General features: G+C 43.7%; 9 protein-coding genes. 5 read left to right on the top strand and 4 right to left on the bottom strand.

Features of this window, described 5'->3' with window-relative positions:
- Window positions 1-346: 346 nt before the first annotated feature.
- The 3 genes from LZG71_RS10330 to LZG71_RS10320 all read left to right on the top strand — a co-directional run bounded on the left by LZG71_RS10330 (window position 347) and on the right by LZG71_RS10320 (window position 6,401).
- Window positions 347-3,655, top strand: a complete 3,309-nt coding sequence (locus LZG71_RS10330) for a TonB-dependent receptor (RefSeq protein ID WP_233820100.1) — start codon at window positions 347-349, stop codon at window positions 3,653-3,655.
- A gap of 34 nt (window positions 3,656-3,689) precedes the next feature.
- Complete coding sequence (locus LZG71_RS10325; protein ID WP_233820099.1) at window positions 3,690-5,354, top strand: RagB/SusD family nutrient uptake outer membrane protein; 1,665 nt, start codon at window positions 3,690-3,692, stop codon at window positions 5,352-5,354.
- 78 nt (window positions 5,355-5,432) lie between these two features.
- Window positions 5,433-6,401, top strand: coding sequence for a sugar phosphate isomerase/epimerase (locus LZG71_RS10320; RefSeq protein ID WP_233820097.1), 969 nt, complete (start codon window positions 5,433-5,435; stop codon window positions 6,399-6,401).
- Window positions 6,402-6,778: 377 nt separating this feature from the next.
- On the opposite strand, the gene LZG71_RS10315 is transcribed toward LZG71_RS10320, so the two are convergent.
- From LZG71_RS10315 to LZG71_RS10305, 3 genes are read right to left on the bottom strand one after another with little or no spacing between them, the layout of a single operon-like run.
- The gene (locus LZG71_RS10315; protein WP_233820095.1) at window positions 6,779-8,776 is read right to left on the bottom strand and encodes a S9 family peptidase; all 1,998 of its coding nucleotides are present in this window, start codon (window positions 8,774-8,776) and stop codon (window positions 6,779-6,781) included.
- 37 nt (window positions 8,777-8,813) lie between these two features.
- Window positions 8,814-10,496 carry a RagB/SusD family nutrient uptake outer membrane protein gene (locus LZG71_RS10310; RefSeq protein WP_233820092.1) on the bottom strand — a complete coding sequence of 561 codons (1,683 nt, stop codon included), beginning with the start codon at window positions 10,494-10,496 and terminating at the stop codon, window positions 8,814-8,816.
- Between the two features lie 60 nt (window positions 10,497-10,556).
- Window positions 10,557-13,592: a TonB-dependent receptor gene (locus LZG71_RS10305; protein ID WP_233820091.1), complete on the bottom strand. Its 3,036-nt coding sequence runs from the start codon at window positions 13,590-13,592 to the stop codon at window positions 10,557-10,559.
- 474 nt (window positions 13,593-14,066) lie between these two features.
- On the opposite strand from LZG71_RS10305, the gene LZG71_RS10300 reads away from it, so the two are divergent.
- A complete protein-coding gene (locus tag LZG71_RS10300; protein WP_233820089.1) occupies window positions 14,067-14,657 on the top strand; it encodes a hypothetical protein in 591 nt (196 codons plus the stop codon).
- A gap of 24 nt (window positions 14,658-14,681) precedes the next feature.
- Here the strand turns inward: LZG71_RS10300 and LZG71_RS10295 are convergent, their stop codons facing one another.
- Window positions 14,682-15,851 (bottom strand): LacI family DNA-binding transcriptional regulator, encoded by a 1,170-nt coding sequence (locus LZG71_RS10295; protein WP_233820088.1) that lies wholly within the window; start codon window positions 15,849-15,851, stop codon window positions 14,682-14,684.
- Window positions 15,852-16,184: 333 nt separating this feature from the next.
- Between LZG71_RS10295 and LZG71_RS10290 the strand changes: the two genes are divergently transcribed.
- On the top strand, window positions 16,185-19,202 hold the full coding sequence (locus tag LZG71_RS10290; RefSeq protein ID WP_233820083.1) for a TonB-dependent receptor: 3,018 nt from the start codon (window positions 16,185-16,187) through the stop codon (window positions 19,200-19,202).
- Window positions 19,203-19,255: the final 53 nt, after the last annotated feature.

The raw sequence follows: 19,255 nt of genomic DNA, 5'->3' as shown, positions 1-19,255 counted from the left end.
GAAGCAAGCCACCGAAATTCAAGAACCTGGCATAAAACGCTGACTTTAAATACAGGCTGAAAATTAGGCTACACCTCCTCATATTGATCATGATGCAAGACCTTCGGTTGTAAAATCGTCGTAAGAAATATGTTCATCAAGTCATGTAGGATATTTGACTGAAAATACTAAAATCACCCATAAATCTAATTTCAGAACAATTTGACTAAACAAAAAAGGTGAACGATGCGTCAACATCATTCACCCTGAATTAACCCCCCATTCTATGCTGGCGCTAAGAAAAATCCCAAAAGGGATAAGGGAATTATTTTGCCGATTTTTTAAAACCACCAAAACAAACAAAAGTATGAAAAAAACTTTTTACGGGCAGAGCTCAGGACTCAAAATTATGAGACTCAGCCTCATACCACTGCTGGGCATCCTGCAATACTCCGATGTCCTTTCGGCATCTGTGGGTACGTTACCAGTTACATTTAAAACATCTGTTACAAAGATTAACATTGCAGATTTCTCTGTAAAAGGAAAAGTTGCTGATGCCTCCGGTGTAGTAATTCCAGGTGCAACGGTGGTGCTAAAAGGTAGTAGTTCGGTTGGAACAACGACCGATGCAGACGGTCTATTCTCCTTAACGCTCCCTGATGGAAGCACCACACTGGTTGTTTCATCAATCGGTTTTCTCACGCAGGAAATTACCATTGCGAACAGAAGTCAGGTTGACATTACGCTTCAATCTGATGTGAAGGCCTTGAGCGAGGTTGTGGTAACTGGTTATTCATCTCAGTCAAAAAGAGATATTACTGGTTCGGTATCTACGGTTGATACCAAAGAACTGACCAAAGTTTCTGCACCCAACGTGGCGCAACAGTTGCAAGGTCGTGTTGCCGGTGTTACGGTTACAGCCAACAACACACCGGGTGGTGAGGCTACGGTTCGTATCCGCGGATTTGGTACGATCAACAACAACGATCCTCTTTACGTAATCGACGGTGTACCTACAAAAGGTGGACTGAACAGCATTAACCCCAATAATATTGAGTCGATGCAGGTTTTGAAAGATGCATCGTCGGCTTCTATTTACGGTTCACGTGCTGCGAATGGCGTAATCATCATCACAACAAAAAAAGGAAAATCAGGTGCGCCGCAGTTCACTTTCAACAGTCGTTTCGGTGTACAAACGGGTAAAGTAGAACTGGGAATGATCAAGGATCCGCAGCAATTTGGCGATCTTTTATGGACGCAACGCAAAAATGCAGGTATCCTTACAAACGGAAATCCTTCACACCCACAATACGGGAACGGACCATCCGCTGTCGTTCCGGATTACATTCTGGCTGGTTCAAGCTATGGCTTGTCTGACGGAGATCCGAAAACTGATCCTTCCCTATACAACTACAACCGTACCGGTTTTTATCAGATCGTAAAAGCCAACAAAGAAGGAACTGACTGGCATGATGAAATTCTTCGTTCGGCTCCGATTCAGGAATACAACATTGGTGCAAGCGGTGGCTCGGAAACAGGCAGATATGCACTTTCACTCAATTATTTCAAGCAGGACGGTGTTTTGTTGAATACCTCATTTGACAGATATTCGATCCGCAGCAATACCGAATTTCTATTCAAAAAGAAAATTCGCATGGGAGAAAACCTGGAAGTGAGTTATACCCAAAACAAGGGCTATTACAGCAATAACGGTACGGCCAGCTCCACCAATAACCAGGATGGAAACCCGATCGGAAATGGTTTCCGTATTCCTTCCATCATTCCTGTTTATGATATTATGGGCAATTTTGCAGCAACCCGTGCTTCGGGACTTGGACCTGCTACAAACCCGGTTGCGCAGTTGTATCGTACCAGAAATAATCAGGTTAATACATTCCGTGCATTCGGAAACGCTTATATGGAAATCGACGTGCTCAAAGATCTTGTGGCCAAATCCAGTATCGGTGTTGATTTTACCAATGCCAACAGAACTGCTTATGTTTTGCTGGATCTTGAAGAAGCTGAAATCGAATCGGCCAACTCATTAACAAATGCTTATGCTTACGATGTGAACTGGACATGGTCTAACACACTGAATTACAGCAAATCATTTGGTGCACACAAGCTGAATGTCCTGGCAGGAACAGAGGCGATCAAAGGTATTGGTAAAGATTTTTCAGCCATCCGCACTACGTTTTTCTCGGAAGATCCGCTTTATATGTACCTGAACTCGGGAACAGCCGGTATCAACAACACCGGAACAGGTTATGAATGGTCGCTTTTCTCCATTTTCGGAAAAGTAAACTATTCATTACTGGATCGTTACCTGCTTGAAGCAACTGTAAGACGTGACGGCTCTTCGCGTTTCGGTGCAAACAACCGTTACGGAACTTTCCCCGCATTCAGTGCTGGATGGAGGCTTTCGGAGGAATCGTTTATGAAACCGATCAAATGGATTGACGATCTGAAACTGAGAGCTGGTTGGGGACAAACCGGTAACCAAGAGATTGGAAACTACAACGGTTTCAGTACTTACCGCTCAAACCTTGGTCTTTCTTCCTATGCTATCGACGGCTCAAACAGTTCGGTTACACCCGGCTTTGACACGGATGCATTTGGAAACCAGGATGCAAAATGGGAAACTACCACCCAGACTAACATCGGTTTGGATGCGACTTTCCTGAAAGGTATGTTCGGTCTTAACATCGATTTGTATAACCGTACAACGTCAGACATGTTGTATCAGGTGAGTTTACCAGCAACGCAAGGTGTTGCAACAGTTCCTTTTGTAAACATTGGCGAGATGAATAACAAAGGAATTGATCTGGCACTGGATTTCAACAACACTGCATTGGACGGCGATCTAACCTACTCGGTTGGTGTAAACTTCTCTTCATATAAAAACAATATTGTTAAGCTGAACAACAGTCCGTCCGCTGTTCTTCTCGGACCAACCATTCGCAGTTACACGTGGACGCGCTCTATGCCAGGAAATCCGTTGTATACTTTCTATGGTTTGCAGATCGACGGAATTTATCAGAATCAGGGTGAAGTGGACAACGGACCAAAGTATCCGGGATATGCTGCTGTTGGAAAATACAAATATCATGACACCGATGGTGACGGCACTATAACGGACGCCGATAGAAAAATAATTGGCAATCCGCATCCAGACTTTACTTACGGTTTGAATCTGAATCTAGGTTACAAAGGTTTTGACGTTTCTGCTTTCTTCCAGGGTGTTAAAGGAAACGACATTTTCAACATGGTAAAACGCTGGACAGACTTTAACAACCAGGCTGGTAACAGAAGTCTGCGTATGCTGAACGACTCATGGACTCCCGAAAATCCCGACGCAGTATTGCCTATTCTGGATGCAAACGATAGCCGCAGCCAACAGCCATCAAGTTATTTTGTAGAAGATGGTTCGTATTTCAGAATGAAAAATCTGACGATCGGCTACAAATTGCCAAACACATTAATTTCTAAAATCGGCTTATCAAGCGCTCGCATTTATGTGCAGGGACAAAACCTGTTCACAATCACAAAGTACAGCGGAATAGATCCGGAAGTAACTTCCGTAGGTGCAACTCCGGGAACAACTACACTTGGTATGGATCAGGGAAATTATCCAAGATCAAAAATGTATCAGGTTGGTCTGAACTTTGGATTTTGATAACCAGTTAAAGATTTTAAAATCAGAAAGATATATGAAAAAGAAAGTCTTAATATTTACAGCAGCCATTTGCATGGGAATGATGACTTCCTGCAAAGAAGAATTTCTGCAAACCACTCCCCTCGGCGTAAGAGCGGAAGAAACGCTGGCCAACAAAACAGGAGCTAATGCGGTATTGATCGGCGCTTACAGCTTGCTGGATGGTGTTGGAGCTGGTCCGACAAACTATGCAGCGGTGAGCAACTGGGTATATGGTTCTGTTGCTTCGGACGATGCTTACAAAGGCAGTGATGTGGGTGACAATGCGCAGATCACAACCATTGAACGCTACATTAATCAGGCTGATATTGTTTATTTCAACGACAAATGGGTAGCGCTTTATGATGGAATTTCCAGAAGCAATGACGTGATCCGGCTTGTTGGCAAGGTCACGGATATGACCGATGCGGAAAAAGCACAGATGATTGGCGAAGCACGTTTCCTGAGAGCCTGGTACCATTTCGAAGCCAAGAAAATCTGGAACATGGTTCCTTACGTTGATGAAACGGTTACGGATTACATCAATCTGCCAAACGATAAAGACATATGGCCAATGATCGAAGCTGATTTCCAGTTTGCGATAGACAACATTTCTGCAACCAAAGCACAGGTGGGGAGAGCAAGCAAATGGAGCGCCAAAGCATATCTGGCAAAAGCCCATATGTATCAGAATGACAGAGCCGCCGCTAAAATTCTGCTTGACGATGTGATCACGAACGGACCTTTCAGACTGGTTGACAGTTTTCACGAAAACTTCCGGATCACTACCGAAAACAATGCCGAATCGGTTTTTGAAGTCCAAATGTCGGTAGGTGATGGTGGAAATGACCTGAACGGAAGCTGGGGTGACAGCAACAACTTCCCTTACGGAGCTGCTCCCGGCGGATGCTGCGGATTTTTCCAGCCTTCTCAAAATCTGGTAAACTCTTTTAAAACAGATGCAAGAGGATTGCCATTGTTGGATACGTTCAACGATGTAGATGTGAAGAACGACGAAGGTCTTGCCTCGACCGACGCCTTTACGCCCTATGATGGAACGCTTGATCCGAGATTGGATTGGACAGTTGGCCGCCGTGGATTGCCATTCCTGAACTGGGGAACGCACCCTGGTAAAAACTGGATTCGCGACCAAAGCTTTGGCGGACCTTATACTTTCAAGAAGTTCTTTGCTTACAGTGGAGAAAATGCGGGTGCGATTTCACCTCGTGCGAACGCCAATAACTACCGAGCGTTGCGTTTTGCAGATGTTCTTCTGATGCGCGCCGAAATTGCGGTAGAAGAAAGTGATCTGCCAACAGCACTAACCTATGTGAACCAAATTCGTACACGTGCAGGAAATGTGACGGTTACCGATGCAACCGGAAAACCTGCTGCCAACTACCTTGTTAAGCCTTATGCTGCGTTCCCAAGTCAGGATTTTGCAAGAAAAGCGGTTCGTTTCGAGCGCCGTGTTGAGCTTGCGATGGAAGGTCACCGCCACTTTGACCTTGTTCGCTGGGGTGTTGCCGATCAGGTGCTTAACGCTTATCTGGCGAAAGAAAAGCTGAAAAGATCCTACATGAGCGGAGCAACTTTCACAAAAGGTCAAAACGAATATTTCCCGATTCCGCAAGCACAAATTGACATCATGGGATCCAATATCCTGAAACAAAACTACTAAATTGGAACTTCCTTAGATTTATTGTAATCTTCGGAAGTTTTTCAATCTAATAGTTGACTATTCCTAAACATCCTTTTTATGCAAGATTTTATTAATGATAATGATCTCAGTAATTCATCCAGAAGGAATTGGTTAAAAACAAGCGCTCTTGCAGGTGCAGCTCTTTTAGCAGGCAAATCGCATGCTGAAACAGCGGAGCAGATACCTGCACCAGCGGCGAGGCGAATTCCATTAGCGGTGTCAACGTATTCTTACTGGCATTTTCAAGAGCAGAAATATCCGGTTGAGAAAGTAATCGAAGACGCAGCGAGACTTGGTTTCGACGGTGTTGAAATCCTTCATCGTCAGATGGAAAATGAAACGATACCTTACATGAACAAGCTGAAAAGACTGGCTTTCGACAACGGACTTTCACTTCCGATGCTTTCGATTCACCAGAGTTTTGTTCAACCAAAAGCGGAAGATCGGAAAAAGGACATTGAGCATACATTGAAATGCATAAACCTCGCGACGCAAATGGGAATTCCATGCATCAGGATGAATACCGGAAGCTGGCGAACCAAGAAGCGTGATGCCGCTTATTATAAGGATGGACAAGAACCGCCAATTGAAGGATATACCGATAAAGACGCCATTAAATGGTGTATTGATTCTTATGGAGAGTGCCTTGTTGCAGCAGAAAAAGCGGGCATAATTCTGGCGATTGAAAACCATTGGGGACTTTCTTCGAACATTGATTATTTGCTTGAAATCTATAAACCATTGTCCTCATCTCCTGCAATGGGCATGAATGTCGATACCGGCAATTTCGTAGGAGATCCTTATCCGCAATTTGAAAGACTCGCGCCATACGCAACCATCGTACAGGCAAAAACGTACTACGGAGGCGGTCATTATTACAACTTAGACCTTGACTACAAGAATGTTGCATCAATTCTGCGCAAAGCAAATTTCAAAGGTTATGTATCGTTAGAAATGGAGGGCAAAGAAGATCCGAATGTAGCTGTTCCGAAAAGTTTGAAGCTTTTTAGAGAGGTATTCAGTTAAGGCTAGGAATTACTCCCCGGCAGTGTATTTTAAATTTCAACCGCAAAAGAAAAGAATTCTTTGAGTTCTTTGTTCCTTTTGTGGTTGAATTAATATCGGATTGTGCGGCTACTAGATTTTAAATTTTGAACAACAAAAGAAACAAAAGTCAACAAAAGATGCTTTGTGTTCTTTGTTCCTTTTGTGGTTGAATAACTGGCTACATTTTGAGACTATTCGCCATCGTTTGTGTCTCCACAAACGATTTACAACTCCATATGAGATCTGTAAATGCAGTCGTCAAGACCGTTTGTGAGGACACGAACGGTGGCGTAAAAGAATTCTTTGTTTTCTTTGTTCCTTTTGTGGTTGAATTAAACCAGATACAAGTTTGACATTCAATCCGCAAAACGTATTCTATTGCCCCCTGCCAGTGTCATCAAATCTTTCAGATCGTAATATTTGAGAACGCCGTACAGTACGTTGGAATATACATCCCGCTGCATGGGATTTCGTACGATCTCTTCAAAGGAGCGAAATGATCTTGAAATTTCAGTTGTGTTGATGCGGGAATCCAGATAAGCAGCATGAATCGCAGCGGGACCATACACTCCGTTCGCCTGCAAGTTCACCTGACGACCTTTCAGCTTTTCATCTGATTGTACGAAGTCCATCACCGAGATAATATCCGTTACCCTCTGCCCCATCACCGGCCGACCGGCATGCATACTGATCATAGCGTTCCGATATTCTTTGTTCCAATATTTGGTATCATTCAAATCCAACGGATCTGCGGTTTCACCAATTCCACGAAGGTCCGCAAGCAAAAGTATATCACCACGATTGATATAAGGTTCCAGCATTTTTTCATTCGAAAGTATTTCTGACTTTCCGTTTTCGTTAAGCAATACCACTAGCCTGCTTTTTACACTTACATTCTCAGGATAAACCAGCAAAACAGAAACGGGCATTTCGCCTTTACGAAGTATCTGATATTTGTTGATCGTATGATTTCTTGCTGAAATAGAACCTGTTGCTTCCACTACAATTTTATCAGTCCATGGTTTCAATCCCAGTAATTCATTCACTTTGGATTTGATCGTAGCGGCATCCTTTTTTAGAAAAATACTGCGTTGCTTTGCCAGTTGCTCAGATGTATTCTGGTTTTCTTTCGGAGTCGAAACCGCTTCTGAGATGTTCGTCAGCACTTGCCCGCTTGTGGTTGTCCATAGTTCCTTTTCCGAAATTGGCGTTCCTGCTTTTTCAGTCACAGTTTTGTTATCTTGGTAAAACCATTTCCTGAACCAGGCCGTTGCGGCTTCCCGTTTTGGCTTCGGCATTCCATGTCCTGACTCGACCGTGATCATACTCACCTTGTTTTCATTTCCCAACACTTTATACGCAGCCTGCAACTCCTGATACGATTGCTGCGCTCCCCAGTAATCCACAAAATCATATAAACCAGACATGATCAGCAGCGGTTTGGGAGAAAACATCAATAAAAAATCTCCGATTTCCAATCCTTCACGCCCCTCGTAAGGAATATGCTGACAGCCGTCCGAAGGACCGCTCAGTTCCAGTACCCGTTCCCGTTTTGAAACATAACTGCACACTACTGCAACCTTGATTCTATCGTCCAGTCCGAGCATGTAAGTTGCCTGTGTACCGCCACCGGAGCTTCCAATACAACCCAGTTTGTTTTTGTCAACTTCTTTTCTCGTTTCCAAATAGTCCAGAGCACGGTGGTTATCCCAATATTCGACGGCAGCAACGCTGGTTCCGACGAGGTTCGCTCCGGCGTTCAGCAACGTGTGTTCGGTGGTAGCTCCTCTTGTTGCCGATTTCCCATTGCTATCCAGCAGCTGCACGCGTTCTCCCTGCCCTACCGGATCCACGGCAAAAACAGCTAATCCATTTTGTACCAAAGTAAGTGCTGCACGTTGTTCCGAAGCCTTGCCCGACATACCATGACCAGCCAAAAGCAGTATACCCGGAAAAGGTCCATTACCTTCGGGAATATATAAATTGGCCGAAACAAAACGTCCCGGTACACTTTCATAAATCACTTTCTCTACACTGAAACCATCGTAACGCTGAGTTCCTACAACTTTGGCGTTCAGAGCCGTTTTCGCAGGAAAATCTCCGATAATGGAACGATAACTTTTCCGGCACTGCTCGCGGTATAGCTCCATTTCTTTGGAAGATGAAAGAGCCGATTTGAACTTCGTTTCCCGGTTGGCATACTGGGCATGCACCTCACGCATCAGGTACGAATTGTAAGCGATATTGTTCCGCCACGAAAGCGCATTATCCTGTGCGATTGCAGCCAGCTGAAAAAACAGAAATACCGGAATGCAAATCGCAATCCGGTATTCTGATGTAAATCTGGCAGGCATAAACCTGCCAGATTTCTCACAAACTTTACCCATCATATCAGTTATAACCTGGATTTTGCTTGAACTCCTCCTTATTACTCACGGCATCCAGCTGAACCTGTGGAATCGGGCGCAACATATGCATTTCCTTAATGTTAGCTTTGGCATCAGCATTGTACTTCTGCACATAACTCACCAGCTTTCCTGTACGTTTCAGATCATACCATCTGAACAGTTCTCCTGCAAGTTCACGTCCGCGTTCTTCGAGGATGAAATCGATGTTGAGGTCTTTTGCGGCAATTTCCATATCTGCTTCCTTACCTGCAATAGCACGTTTTTTACGAAGATCATTCATGTATTTCAAAGCCTCCGCCGGTGCCGAAGTCATCAATGCTTCCGCTGCGATCAGGTACATTTCAGCAATACGGATCACAAAGCCATCGCGTGAGCTCCATTCCTGGTTGGCTGTAAGGCGGGTTGGGTCCATGAATTTGCTCATTTGAATAAACTGTGATCTTGTCTGCAACGTACCATCTGCTTTATACATAATATTACGGTCATATAATTTGTATTTGTTTGCTGCATTCGCAACTTGCGCTGGCGTCGCTACCGTTTTGAGGAACAACATGGAGGTGTCTCCAAGCGCCATTTTTGCGTAACCATTCACTGATCCAGCTTTCAGGTTTGCCATGTTGGCTTTCCAAACTGTCTGGAAAGTGCCGTGGTAACGCTGATCTACATTTTCATTGAACAGATCAAGCAAACGAAGCGTAGGAACATAGCGCTGATACGGACGACCGTAAGCCACAGAGCGCTCCATGCCAGGCTGTTTGTCATACACCATTATATAGTGCAAATGGCTGTTGTTCCCTTTTCCTGCCGCCGGATCGTAATCACCGTTCATGGTGTCGTCGTTGGTATAATTCACGTAATACACGACCTCAGAATTAGAACCGCCCTCGGAATTTTTCATATCCCAAAGCGCTTTAAAATCACTGAACAGCGAATAACGACCAGTTGCAATAACCTCTTTCGCCAGCGTAGCCGCCTCTGCGTAAAGTGCCGCGTTGTTTGTAGCGCTGGCACGTGTAAGGCACATACGAGCTTTAAATGCTTTTGCGACATCCTGCGTAATGCGTCCTGTATTGGATTTTTGCGCAGCCAGATTGGCAATCGAAATATTCAGGTCCGCAAATATTACTTTGTAAAACTCCTCAACACTGGAACGTTTTGCAGTCGTAACCACACCCACCGTTGGCTCAGTTGAAAGAACAACATCTCCCCAGGTTTCGGTGATGAGCCACAGGTAATGTGCTCTTAAAAATCTAACTTCCCCTTCATACTGCTTGTTTAGCGCTTCGCTCAACACCGGCGACGGTAATTGTTTCAGTACGGTGTTGCAAGTATTGAGTGCCTTGTACAAATGTCCCCAGTAATCTTTCAGGTTGGTTTGCGCGCCATTCAGATCGACCGTGTAGTCGGAAATCTGATTGGCTTTGTTATCACCGCCTCTTAAAAAAAGATCCGTTCCGGTTTCAGCAAATGCGGACGGAAATTCTTTACCGTACCACAGCCTGGTTCCTGAATAACTCGCGTTCACAGCGGCTGTAATTCCCAGTTCGGTTTGAAAAAATGGGTCTTCGGTTAGCCCGCTTTTGTTGACTTCGGTAAGATAATCTTCACAAGAGGTTAATCCTGCAAGAGAAAATGCCATGCACAGGGCTATTAATTTCGTTTTCATTGGAATGTCGTTTTTAAATATTCTTAACTTCTTTTCAGACCTTGTAAACAGAGAGACCGATTAAAAATCGATGTTCACACCAAAGATCATCTGCTTCACAAGCGGGAAGCTCAAATCACCGCCACGTTCCGGATCGTAATCCTTTATCTTACTGAAAGTAAAGTAGTTTTGAAGCGTACTGTAAACTCTAACCCGTCCTACACCAATCTTTTTAACCAGAGCAGAAGGGATGTTGTATCCCAGTGATACGTCACGTATTTTCAGGAAAGATCCATCTACATAACCCAATGTGGACTGATACAGGTAATTGGTCGTTGAGTACGAACTATTCGGTCTTGGGAAACCATTGGTAGGATTTTCCGGAGTCCAGTAATCCACATTTGAAGAGTTTTCCAGCGCACTTGGTTTGTAAGCAGAGGCATTGTATTCGTAATTGATAAACTGTCCGACGCGGGCAAATACGAATACACTCATATCAAAGTTTTTGTATTCAAAATGGTTGTTGATACCAAGTGAAAACTTAGGCACCTGGGAGAATGTTGTACGGTCACCCGGATCCACAACTCCATTTCCATTCATGTCTGCTACCTTCACGTCACCAGGAACGTTATTACCAAAATTCTTGGCCGCTTCTTCTTCTCCCAGCTGCCATATTCCTACCTTCTTATAGTTAAAAAATACTTTAGTAGGCTCCCCAACAAACCAGCTGTTAGCTTCATTACGGGTTACACCACTATTCAGAGCAACAATTTTCTCACGATTCAATGTGAAAGTATAGTCGGTTGACCAATTGAACGCCTTACCTGCAATGTTTTGAGAAGTAATCGAAAGTTCAATTCCCTTGTTCTCAACCTGTCCAACGTTATCAAGAAATTCTGCATATCCGGTATGCGTTGGAAGTAAACTTGGCAGCAGAAGATCCTTTGTATTTGACTTATAAATATCAAGTGTTCCTGAAATGCGGTTACGCAACAGACCGAAATCCAAACCTACGTTCCAGGTACCGGTAGTCTCCCATGTCAGATTCGGGTTACGGATCACACTCGGCGAATAACCGAAAGCGGCACTTGTTCCGAATGCGTAGGCCGATAATCCCAAACCGCCCATTGTAGCATATGGGTCAATAGCAGCGTTACCAGATTTACCCCAGCTCAAACGTAGTTTCAAATCGTTAACCACATTGCTATTTTGCAAAAACGGTTCCTCAATCACTCTCCACGCTCCTGATACGGATGGGAAATACCCCCACTTATTACCTGCCGCAAGCACCGACGATCCATCTGTACGAAGTGACGCCTGGAAAATATACTTGTTATTCAGTTTGTAATTAATACGACCGAAGAATGAGGCAATACGTGTTTCGCGAAGCTTGCTGCCGAGTACTTTTGAAATGGTGTTCGAGTTCAGATCATGATAAGAAGTAAGTGGCGATGCCTGGTTGTTACCCGAGGAAGTATACTCCTCAAAGTTAGTTCCCAATGAGCTCGTTCCTAGTAAACCTTGTATCTGGTGAATACCTACTGTTTTGTTGTAATTCAGCGTATTTTCCCAGGTGTAATTAAAGGAGTTATTGATCTCTACACCAGAAACTGAATTCTTCCCTGAATTAGCAACAGTGTTGTATCCTTTAAAATATCCTCTTCTATAATCTATCAAATCCAGACCAATGGTTGATTTTAAGAAAAGATCATCCGTTACCTTCACATCAATGTAGGCCGATGTGAATAAACGTTTGTCTTTAATGTTGTTGACAAATACGCCCGGTTGCTCATCGGCAAGCGGAGTAAACTGTGCACTATAACCTGGTGCAGGGTTAAGGATTAGTGATCCGTCGTCGTTAAATGCTTTGGCGATTGGAAGGATTTTGTTCGCCATGTTAAGCGGATTGTCTCTTTTATCCTGATTTTTATAAGAATAAATAGCACTAACTCCCACACGAATTCTGTTGTTGAATTTGTGGTCAATACTTAGCTTTCCGTTCAATCTCCTGTACACATCATCCAACAGCAAACCCTTGTCTTTCTGAAAACCGAATGAAGTTGCGAAAGTAGTTTTTTCACTTCCACCCGTAAGGTTCACCTCGTAATTCTGCATCAGACCAGTATGAAAAATATAGCTCTGCCAGTCTTCAAACTGTCCCGATCTCAAATACTCAAGTTCGGTAACCTGAAAAATATCTTCATCTTTCCGGTATACACCACCGTTGGTAGTCCGGTATGCCTCACGTTTCTGTTGAGCGTATTCCTCTCCGTTCATTATGCGCGGATAAAGTGCCTTTTTGTTGATCGAGACATATGAATTTACCGAAAGGCTTGATTTACCTGACACCCCTCTTTTAGTCGTAATGATGATTACACCATTTGCCCCACGTGTACCGTAAATGGCAGTTGAAGCCACATCTTTCAGTACTTCGATGGATGCGATATCGGTAGGGTTAATGTCAATAAAAGATCCGTAGGGAATACCGTCAACCAATACCAAAGGTTTGTTATCGGCTTTTAAAGAACGGTTACCACGCAAAACGATATTGATATTGGCTCCCGGCTGTCCGTTGGTTTGCGTGATATCAATCCCGGAAACTTTTCCCTGCAACGATCTCAGCGCATTGGTTGTAGGAATGGCCGTAATGTCCTGTGCTTTTACCGAAGTGATAGCTCCCGTTACATCACTTTTTTTCATCGTACCGTATCCTACCACTACAACTTCCTCCAAAGCTTTTGTATCAGCGGCAAGTTTCACATCTATTACAGACCGGTTAGCAACCTGGATTTCCTGAGTGAGATAACCAACATACGAAAACACAAGTGTTTCATTTCCGGTTGGTATGGTCAGTTTAAAAACACCGTTCACATCCGAGGTTGCACCCGTTGTTGTTCCTTTTAACAGTACACTTACACCCGGCAATTCCTCTCCGTTGTCTCCGGTTACTTTACCGCTCACATCAAACACAGACTTTGACCGGTTTTCCCCGTCAACTGTAACATGTTTGGTCACTTTCAATTCAATTCCCGCATACGCCTGCTGACGGGTAAGCGGCAGCACACCGCTTAAAATCAAAAGTCCAAGGGCTGAGGCACTCTGTAGTCTTCTTAACATACCTTATGACAGTTTATAATATTCAATTTATTACTGCTTAATTCATATTCAAACACGCCACTTTTTCATCATGCCGATCTCTGAGAAACTCCGGATCAGGAAAAATTAAAGAGACATGTTTAGAGGATGAATTTGCAAGCGGAACAAAATGTAATCAAACCAAGAAATAACTAATTTTTCCAATTGATATACACTTGATTGCACAATGGAAGATGAACTTAACCCCAGAATAAGCCAAGATAATATTGGTATTTTTTTACGCAATCGTTGTCGGGAACGTTGCCAAAATGTACTTCAAATGGTTTTTTATTGGACTATTTTGAAAAATAAGGCAGGTTTTGGGAAGATGATGTAAATTGTAGAAGGAGACTCAATTGAATTATTTCAATAATAATCAGTATTCGCAAATCAAACTTATCAATTTAGGTAACTTTATTATTGAAATGACCGCAACCGTCAGATAAAACCTACCCAATGAAAAAGCTATTACTTATCCTACTCGTTTATAGCTTTCCTTTGTTTCTGTCAGCGCTCACCGGGTGTGACGATTGCAATCCGGATCCGATCAGGTTTGGGATAAGCAATTATAAGATATACCTCGGTAATGCAGAGAAGGAAGATCAATATATGTATCCTCCGGATACCATCGCTGCCAATGACACCGTTGATTTTAAAAAATTAAGTATTGCGATAACCGGCACGTTGAGATCTGTGGTGTTCCACAGTCAAACTAAAACCGGTGCGGAAGCCTGGGCCTGCGATCCTGCGGTAATTGCGATAGACAAAATAAAATCAATTATTGTAACCAGCAGTGCATCTTATAATAGCACACTTCCCCCGGGAACTCACCTTTCACCTGTTTTGTCAATTGCAAGAGAAAGATGGCCACAGCAAGCATTTTTCAATTTTGACACCACTCCTGACAGACCAGCTTACTATGCCTATTCCATCAGGCTGACCCAGGCACCGGAAAGTAGCGGGCTTCATCGTTTTACCGTAAAAATTGACCTGCTAAACGGGCAAAGTTTTACCAGTACGTCTGCTCCTGTCTACATTAAAAAATAGAAAGGTTTAGGAGTTGACATACTCTCAAATACCGCTACGTAGTGACGAACCTCGGATAATGAGTTCAGTTTTTAAAATACGTTCCTGAGGCAAAGCCATTTCTTCATCGGCATCAATCATCTGAAGAATCCATTGAGCGGTCGTCTTTCCAATTTCAATCGTCGGTTGTCGCACCGTTGTCAAGCCTGGCCCTATGTAAGCCGACTCGGGGTTATCGCTGAATCCTACTACACCAAGTTCTTCCGGAATAGAAATCCCTTTTTCTTTTGCCATGAGCATGATCTCAATCGCCGCCGAATCGTTAACAGCAAAAATGGCGTCCGGTCTGTTTTCCAGTTCGAGCAGATATTTCCCGTATATCCTGGCCTTTTGCTGCGACAACATTCCCTGAATGATCATGTCTTCCTCAATATTTTTGCCATGTTTTTCGAGAGCGGCTCTATACCCGCGTAGTCGTTCGCGGCTCACGAGCAGATTCAACGGACCGCCCAAATGTGCAATACGTTCGTAACCGTTCAGGATTAAATGCTCCACTGCCATAAACGCCGCCTCAAAATCATTGACTACAACCTTCGGGGCTTTTACATCATCACAAACCCGGTTAAACAAAACCAGCGGTATACCTCTCTTCTCAAATACCTGTAAATGTTCAAAGCTGTTTGTTTCCTGAGTAAGTGAAATCAGCAAACCGTCAATCCTGTTGGCAAGCATGGCCTTGGTATTGGACACCTCCACCGCGAATGATTCATTCGACTGCATGATGGTGAGGTTGTAACCTTCGGCGGTAAGTATCTGATGCGCCCCCATAATCACATTGGGAAAAAAGCGATTGTGAAATTCTGGTACGATCATCCCAATTGTGTTCGTCTTGCTCTTTACAAGATTATATGCAAGCTGATTCGGCTGATAGTCCAGCTGAGCTGCCATGTCCAAAACTGCCTGCCGCGTTTCGGGACTAATGTCTGCATGTCCGTGCAGCGCTCTGGAAACTGTTGAATTGGAAACACCTGTAGAGCGGGCAATATCAATAATGGTTGTCTGATGTCTGTGGTTCTTCTGCCGGCTTGGTACCTGTTCCGAACTGGCAATGGTAAAAAAGTAATTACACGATTTACAAACATAACGCTGCTTGTTCCTGACATAACCTGCTTTCATGATCGTCCCGACCTGTGCACATTTTGGACATCTAACCATTGTATTATTTTAATAAAATTGATTCACAACCGGTAAAACTGAAATCAAATATACGGATTGTGATAAATCTAAAAATATTATATTAAAAATAATCATAACCATATATCGGTAACGTATCCGCAAACGTTACCGATACTTTTTGTGCTAATCCCAGAGTTAATTGTGTTAGTTTTGACTTGACCGGGGCACTATCTACATGTATCTTCAATAGGAATTCGACACAAACGCCTCCTGATACGCTTTTTCAAACTCATCAGAAATCGCACTTTACGTTTGTTCAATTCTCAATTTTAGTACTATTCTTATAAATACCCTATTTAACAACCAAACCGTATGCTGAAAACAATACTCAGTTTATGTTTGCTCTTAACACTGAATGTGCTGACCGCAAACAACATTTACGCCCAGAACAAGTCCGTTTCAGGAAAGGTTGTGGACGACAGTGGTGAAGGTATACCCGGCGCAAGCGTTACTGTAAAAGGAACACAAACCGGAACATTGACCTCCATTGACGGAACGTACTACCTTGATGCTGCACCCAATGCTACACTTGTTTTTTCCTTTGTTGGATACCTTAAAGAAGAAGTTGCAGTAGGCAGCCAGTCCAAAATTAATGTAACATTAAAAACTGATACAAAAGCACTGGAAGAGGTGGTGGTGGTTGGTTATGGAACCCAGCGAAAAATAGAAACGACAGGTTCAATTGCCTCGGTGAAAGCTGCTGACCTTGTGCAAACCCCTGTGGCCAATATCGCTCAGGGTTTACAAGCAAGAGTTGCCGGAGTGCAAATCAACCAAAATTCTGGCTCCCCTGGTGGTAACATCAGTGTCAGAATCAGGGGGACCAACTCCATCAACGGCTCATCTGAGCCTCTCTATGTAGTAGATGGAATTCAGATCTCAAACGGCGGTGGTATCACCGATGTTAGCCCCTTATCGACTATCAATCCAAATGATATTGAATCGGTCGAAGTACTCAAAGATGCTTCCGCCTCAGCTATCTATGGTGCCCGTGCAGCAAACGGTGTAGTGCTCATTACCACAAAAAGAGGTAAAAGCGGCGCTACAAGGGTTACTTTCGACAGTTACTACGGAACTCAAAAAGTCAATAAAATGCTGGACGTTCTAAATGCTTCTGACTTTGCACAATTGGAGAATGAGGTTTTTAAAAACAATAATTATCCCGATCCGGCTTCACTAGGCGAAGGTACCAACTGGCAAAAAATGATCTTCCGAGATGCCCCAATTCAAAATCATCAGCTCTCAATCAACGGCGGAAACGACAAAACGCAGGTAGCACTTTCACTTAACTACTTCGATCAGAAAGGAATCATTATGAGCTCAGGATTCAAACGCTTTTCTTACCGCCTCAACCTCGACCACCGGATCAGCAAAATATTTAAAGTTGGAACAAGTATACTAGGTAGTTATTCGATCAACGACGGTGTCACCGCAGGCATTGAAAATACCGACAGTGCCATTAACTCTGTCTTAGGAGCCGCCTTAGGCGCTCCTCCTCTCTTGCAGCCTTATCGCCCCGATGGTTCACTTTTTCCATTTGGTGAGCAAGGTGCCGGGCAATACAGGGAAATTAAAAATCCACTCGAATTTGCCGCACTTAAGCAAGAAAGAAGCATTAAGCGCTCACTAATTAATCTGTATGGAGAAGCAAACATCCTTAAAGGTCTCAACTACCGTGCTTCCTTTAACATGGACCAGAAAGGAGAGCTTTACAATTCGTATTCTCCCCGTTCCATAATTAATAAAAGTGACCTCAACGATAACTCGGGAAGTGCAAGCAAAATAAATGGAAACGGGTTAGTATTGTTACATGAAAGTATCCTGACTTACAGCACCAACATTGGTAAGAACCACACGCTCAAAGCCACGGGTGTATTTGGGACACAGATAGATTTATCAAACTCCAATACGATAAATGCTACTGGTTTCCCTAACGATGCTACTCAAAACGAGGCACTCCAGCTTGCGCTTACCAGAACCGTTAGAAGTGATCGTACCAGTCAACGCCTCGACTCGTATATGGGCCGTATCAACTACGGATTCAAAGACAAGTTCTTCCTCGACCTAACCGCCCGAGCAGATGGTTTCAGCAGTTTCGGAGCCAATAACAAATACGGGATTTTCCCGGCCGTATCAGCTGCGTACCGTATCATTGAAGAGGATTTCGCAAAAAATATCTCTTGGCTTTCCGACCTCAAAATCCGGGGAAGCTATGGTTTGACAGGAAACGCAGCAGGAATTTCTCCATATCAGTCACTTTCCACAGTGTCTGCGTCAGGTAAGGATTATATCTTCAACCATGCCTATCTCACGGGAATCAGCCCTACCGGTATTGCAAATCCCGATTTACGCTGGGAAAAGTCCATCCAGAGCAACTTAGGGTTAGATATTAGTTTGCTCAATAACAGACTTAGCCTTATTGCCGACGTTTACCACAAAAAGACCCTTGACCTCCTTTTTGTCAAAACGCTTCCGCTCAGCTCCGGATATGCCGATATGACCGGGAACTATGCTTCTCTCCTCAACAAAGGAATTGAACTAGCAGCCAATGCAAGAATCCTCAACGGTTCTTTTAAGTGGGATGTTTCGGCTAATGCAACTATCAACCGAAATAAGGTATTGAGCCTTGACGAAGACGTGACAAACGAAAAATTCATCACCACTTATACTGTTCTCAAAGTAGGGGCTCCCTTGGGTTTATTCAAAACTTATGTTTTTGACGGCATTAACCAAACTGGGGAAGCCATCCTGCCTGGCTACGACGGACGCATCGGCGGCCATAAGTTGAAGGACATCAATGGCGATAAGCAAATATCTGCTGCTGATCAGATGATCGTAGGAAACCCCAACCCCAAATTGATTTATGGTTTTTCAACTAATCTCTCCTTCAAAGGATTTGACTTCGGAGTATTTTTCTCAGGATCACAGGGTAATGATATCTACAACGCCAGTCGGTTGTCTTTCGAGAACCCACTAGGTCAGCGTAACCTACTGCAGGGTGTAGCTAACCGCTGGTCAGCCACCAACCCAAGCGAGCAATATGTAAGCGGATTTCAGGGAGGGCGACTACCTATCTCCAACTATGTGGTTGAAGATGGCTCCTACCTGCGCTGTAAAAATATGACACTGGGGTATACCATCAAAAGTTTTGGTCCAATCCAGGGAATACGTCTATATGTGAGTACCAACAACCTATTCACCATTACCAATTACAGCGGCTTTGATCCGGAAGTAAACACTTTCGCTGGTTCTAACACGGTGATCGGTGTAGATAACCTCGTGTACCCGCAAGCCAAATCATTTTTGGGAGGTATCCAGGTTACTTTCTGATACGCCATCCATGTGGAAATGTACGATAGTGCTGTTAATCAAATCGAAATCCA

The organism is Dyadobacter sp. CY312, from assembly GCF_021390535.1.
Taxonomy (GTDB): Bacteria; Bacteroidota; Bacteroidia; order Cytophagales; family Spirosomataceae; genus Dyadobacter.
The sequence above is the reverse complement of the archived record's forward strand: the minus strand, read 5'-3'. Positions and strand labels throughout refer to the sequence as shown.

Coding starts and splice junctions, on each gene's coding strand:
- LZG71_RS10330 (WP_233820100.1), top strand. CDS start 347: ATGAAAAAAACTTTTTACGGGCAGAGCTCAGGACTCAAAATTATGAGA.
- LZG71_RS10325 (WP_233820099.1), top strand. CDS start 3,690: ATGAAAAAGAAAGTCTTAATATTTACAGCAGCCATTTGCATGGGAATG.
- LZG71_RS10320 (WP_233820097.1), top strand. CDS start 5,433: ATGCAAGATTTTATTAATGATAATGATCTCAGTAATTCATCCAGAAGG.
- LZG71_RS10315 (WP_233820095.1), bottom strand. CDS start 8,776: ATGCCTGCCAGATTTACATCAGAATACCGGATTGCGATTTGCATTCCG.
- LZG71_RS10310 (WP_233820092.1), bottom strand. CDS start 10,496: ATGAAAACGAAATTAATAGCCCTGTGCATGGCATTTTCTCTTGCAGGA.
- LZG71_RS10305 (WP_233820091.1), bottom strand. CDS start 13,592: ATGTTAAGAAGACTACAGAGTGCCTCAGCCCTTGGACTTTTGATTTTA.
- LZG71_RS10300 (WP_233820089.1), top strand. CDS start 14,067: ATGAAAAAGCTATTACTTATCCTACTCGTTTATAGCTTTCCTTTGTTT.
- LZG71_RS10295 (WP_233820088.1), bottom strand. CDS start 15,851: ATGGTTAGATGTCCAAAATGTGCACAGGTCGGGACGATCATGAAAGCA.
- LZG71_RS10290 (WP_233820083.1), top strand. CDS start 16,185: ATGCTGAAAACAATACTCAGTTTATGTTTGCTCTTAACACTGAATGTG.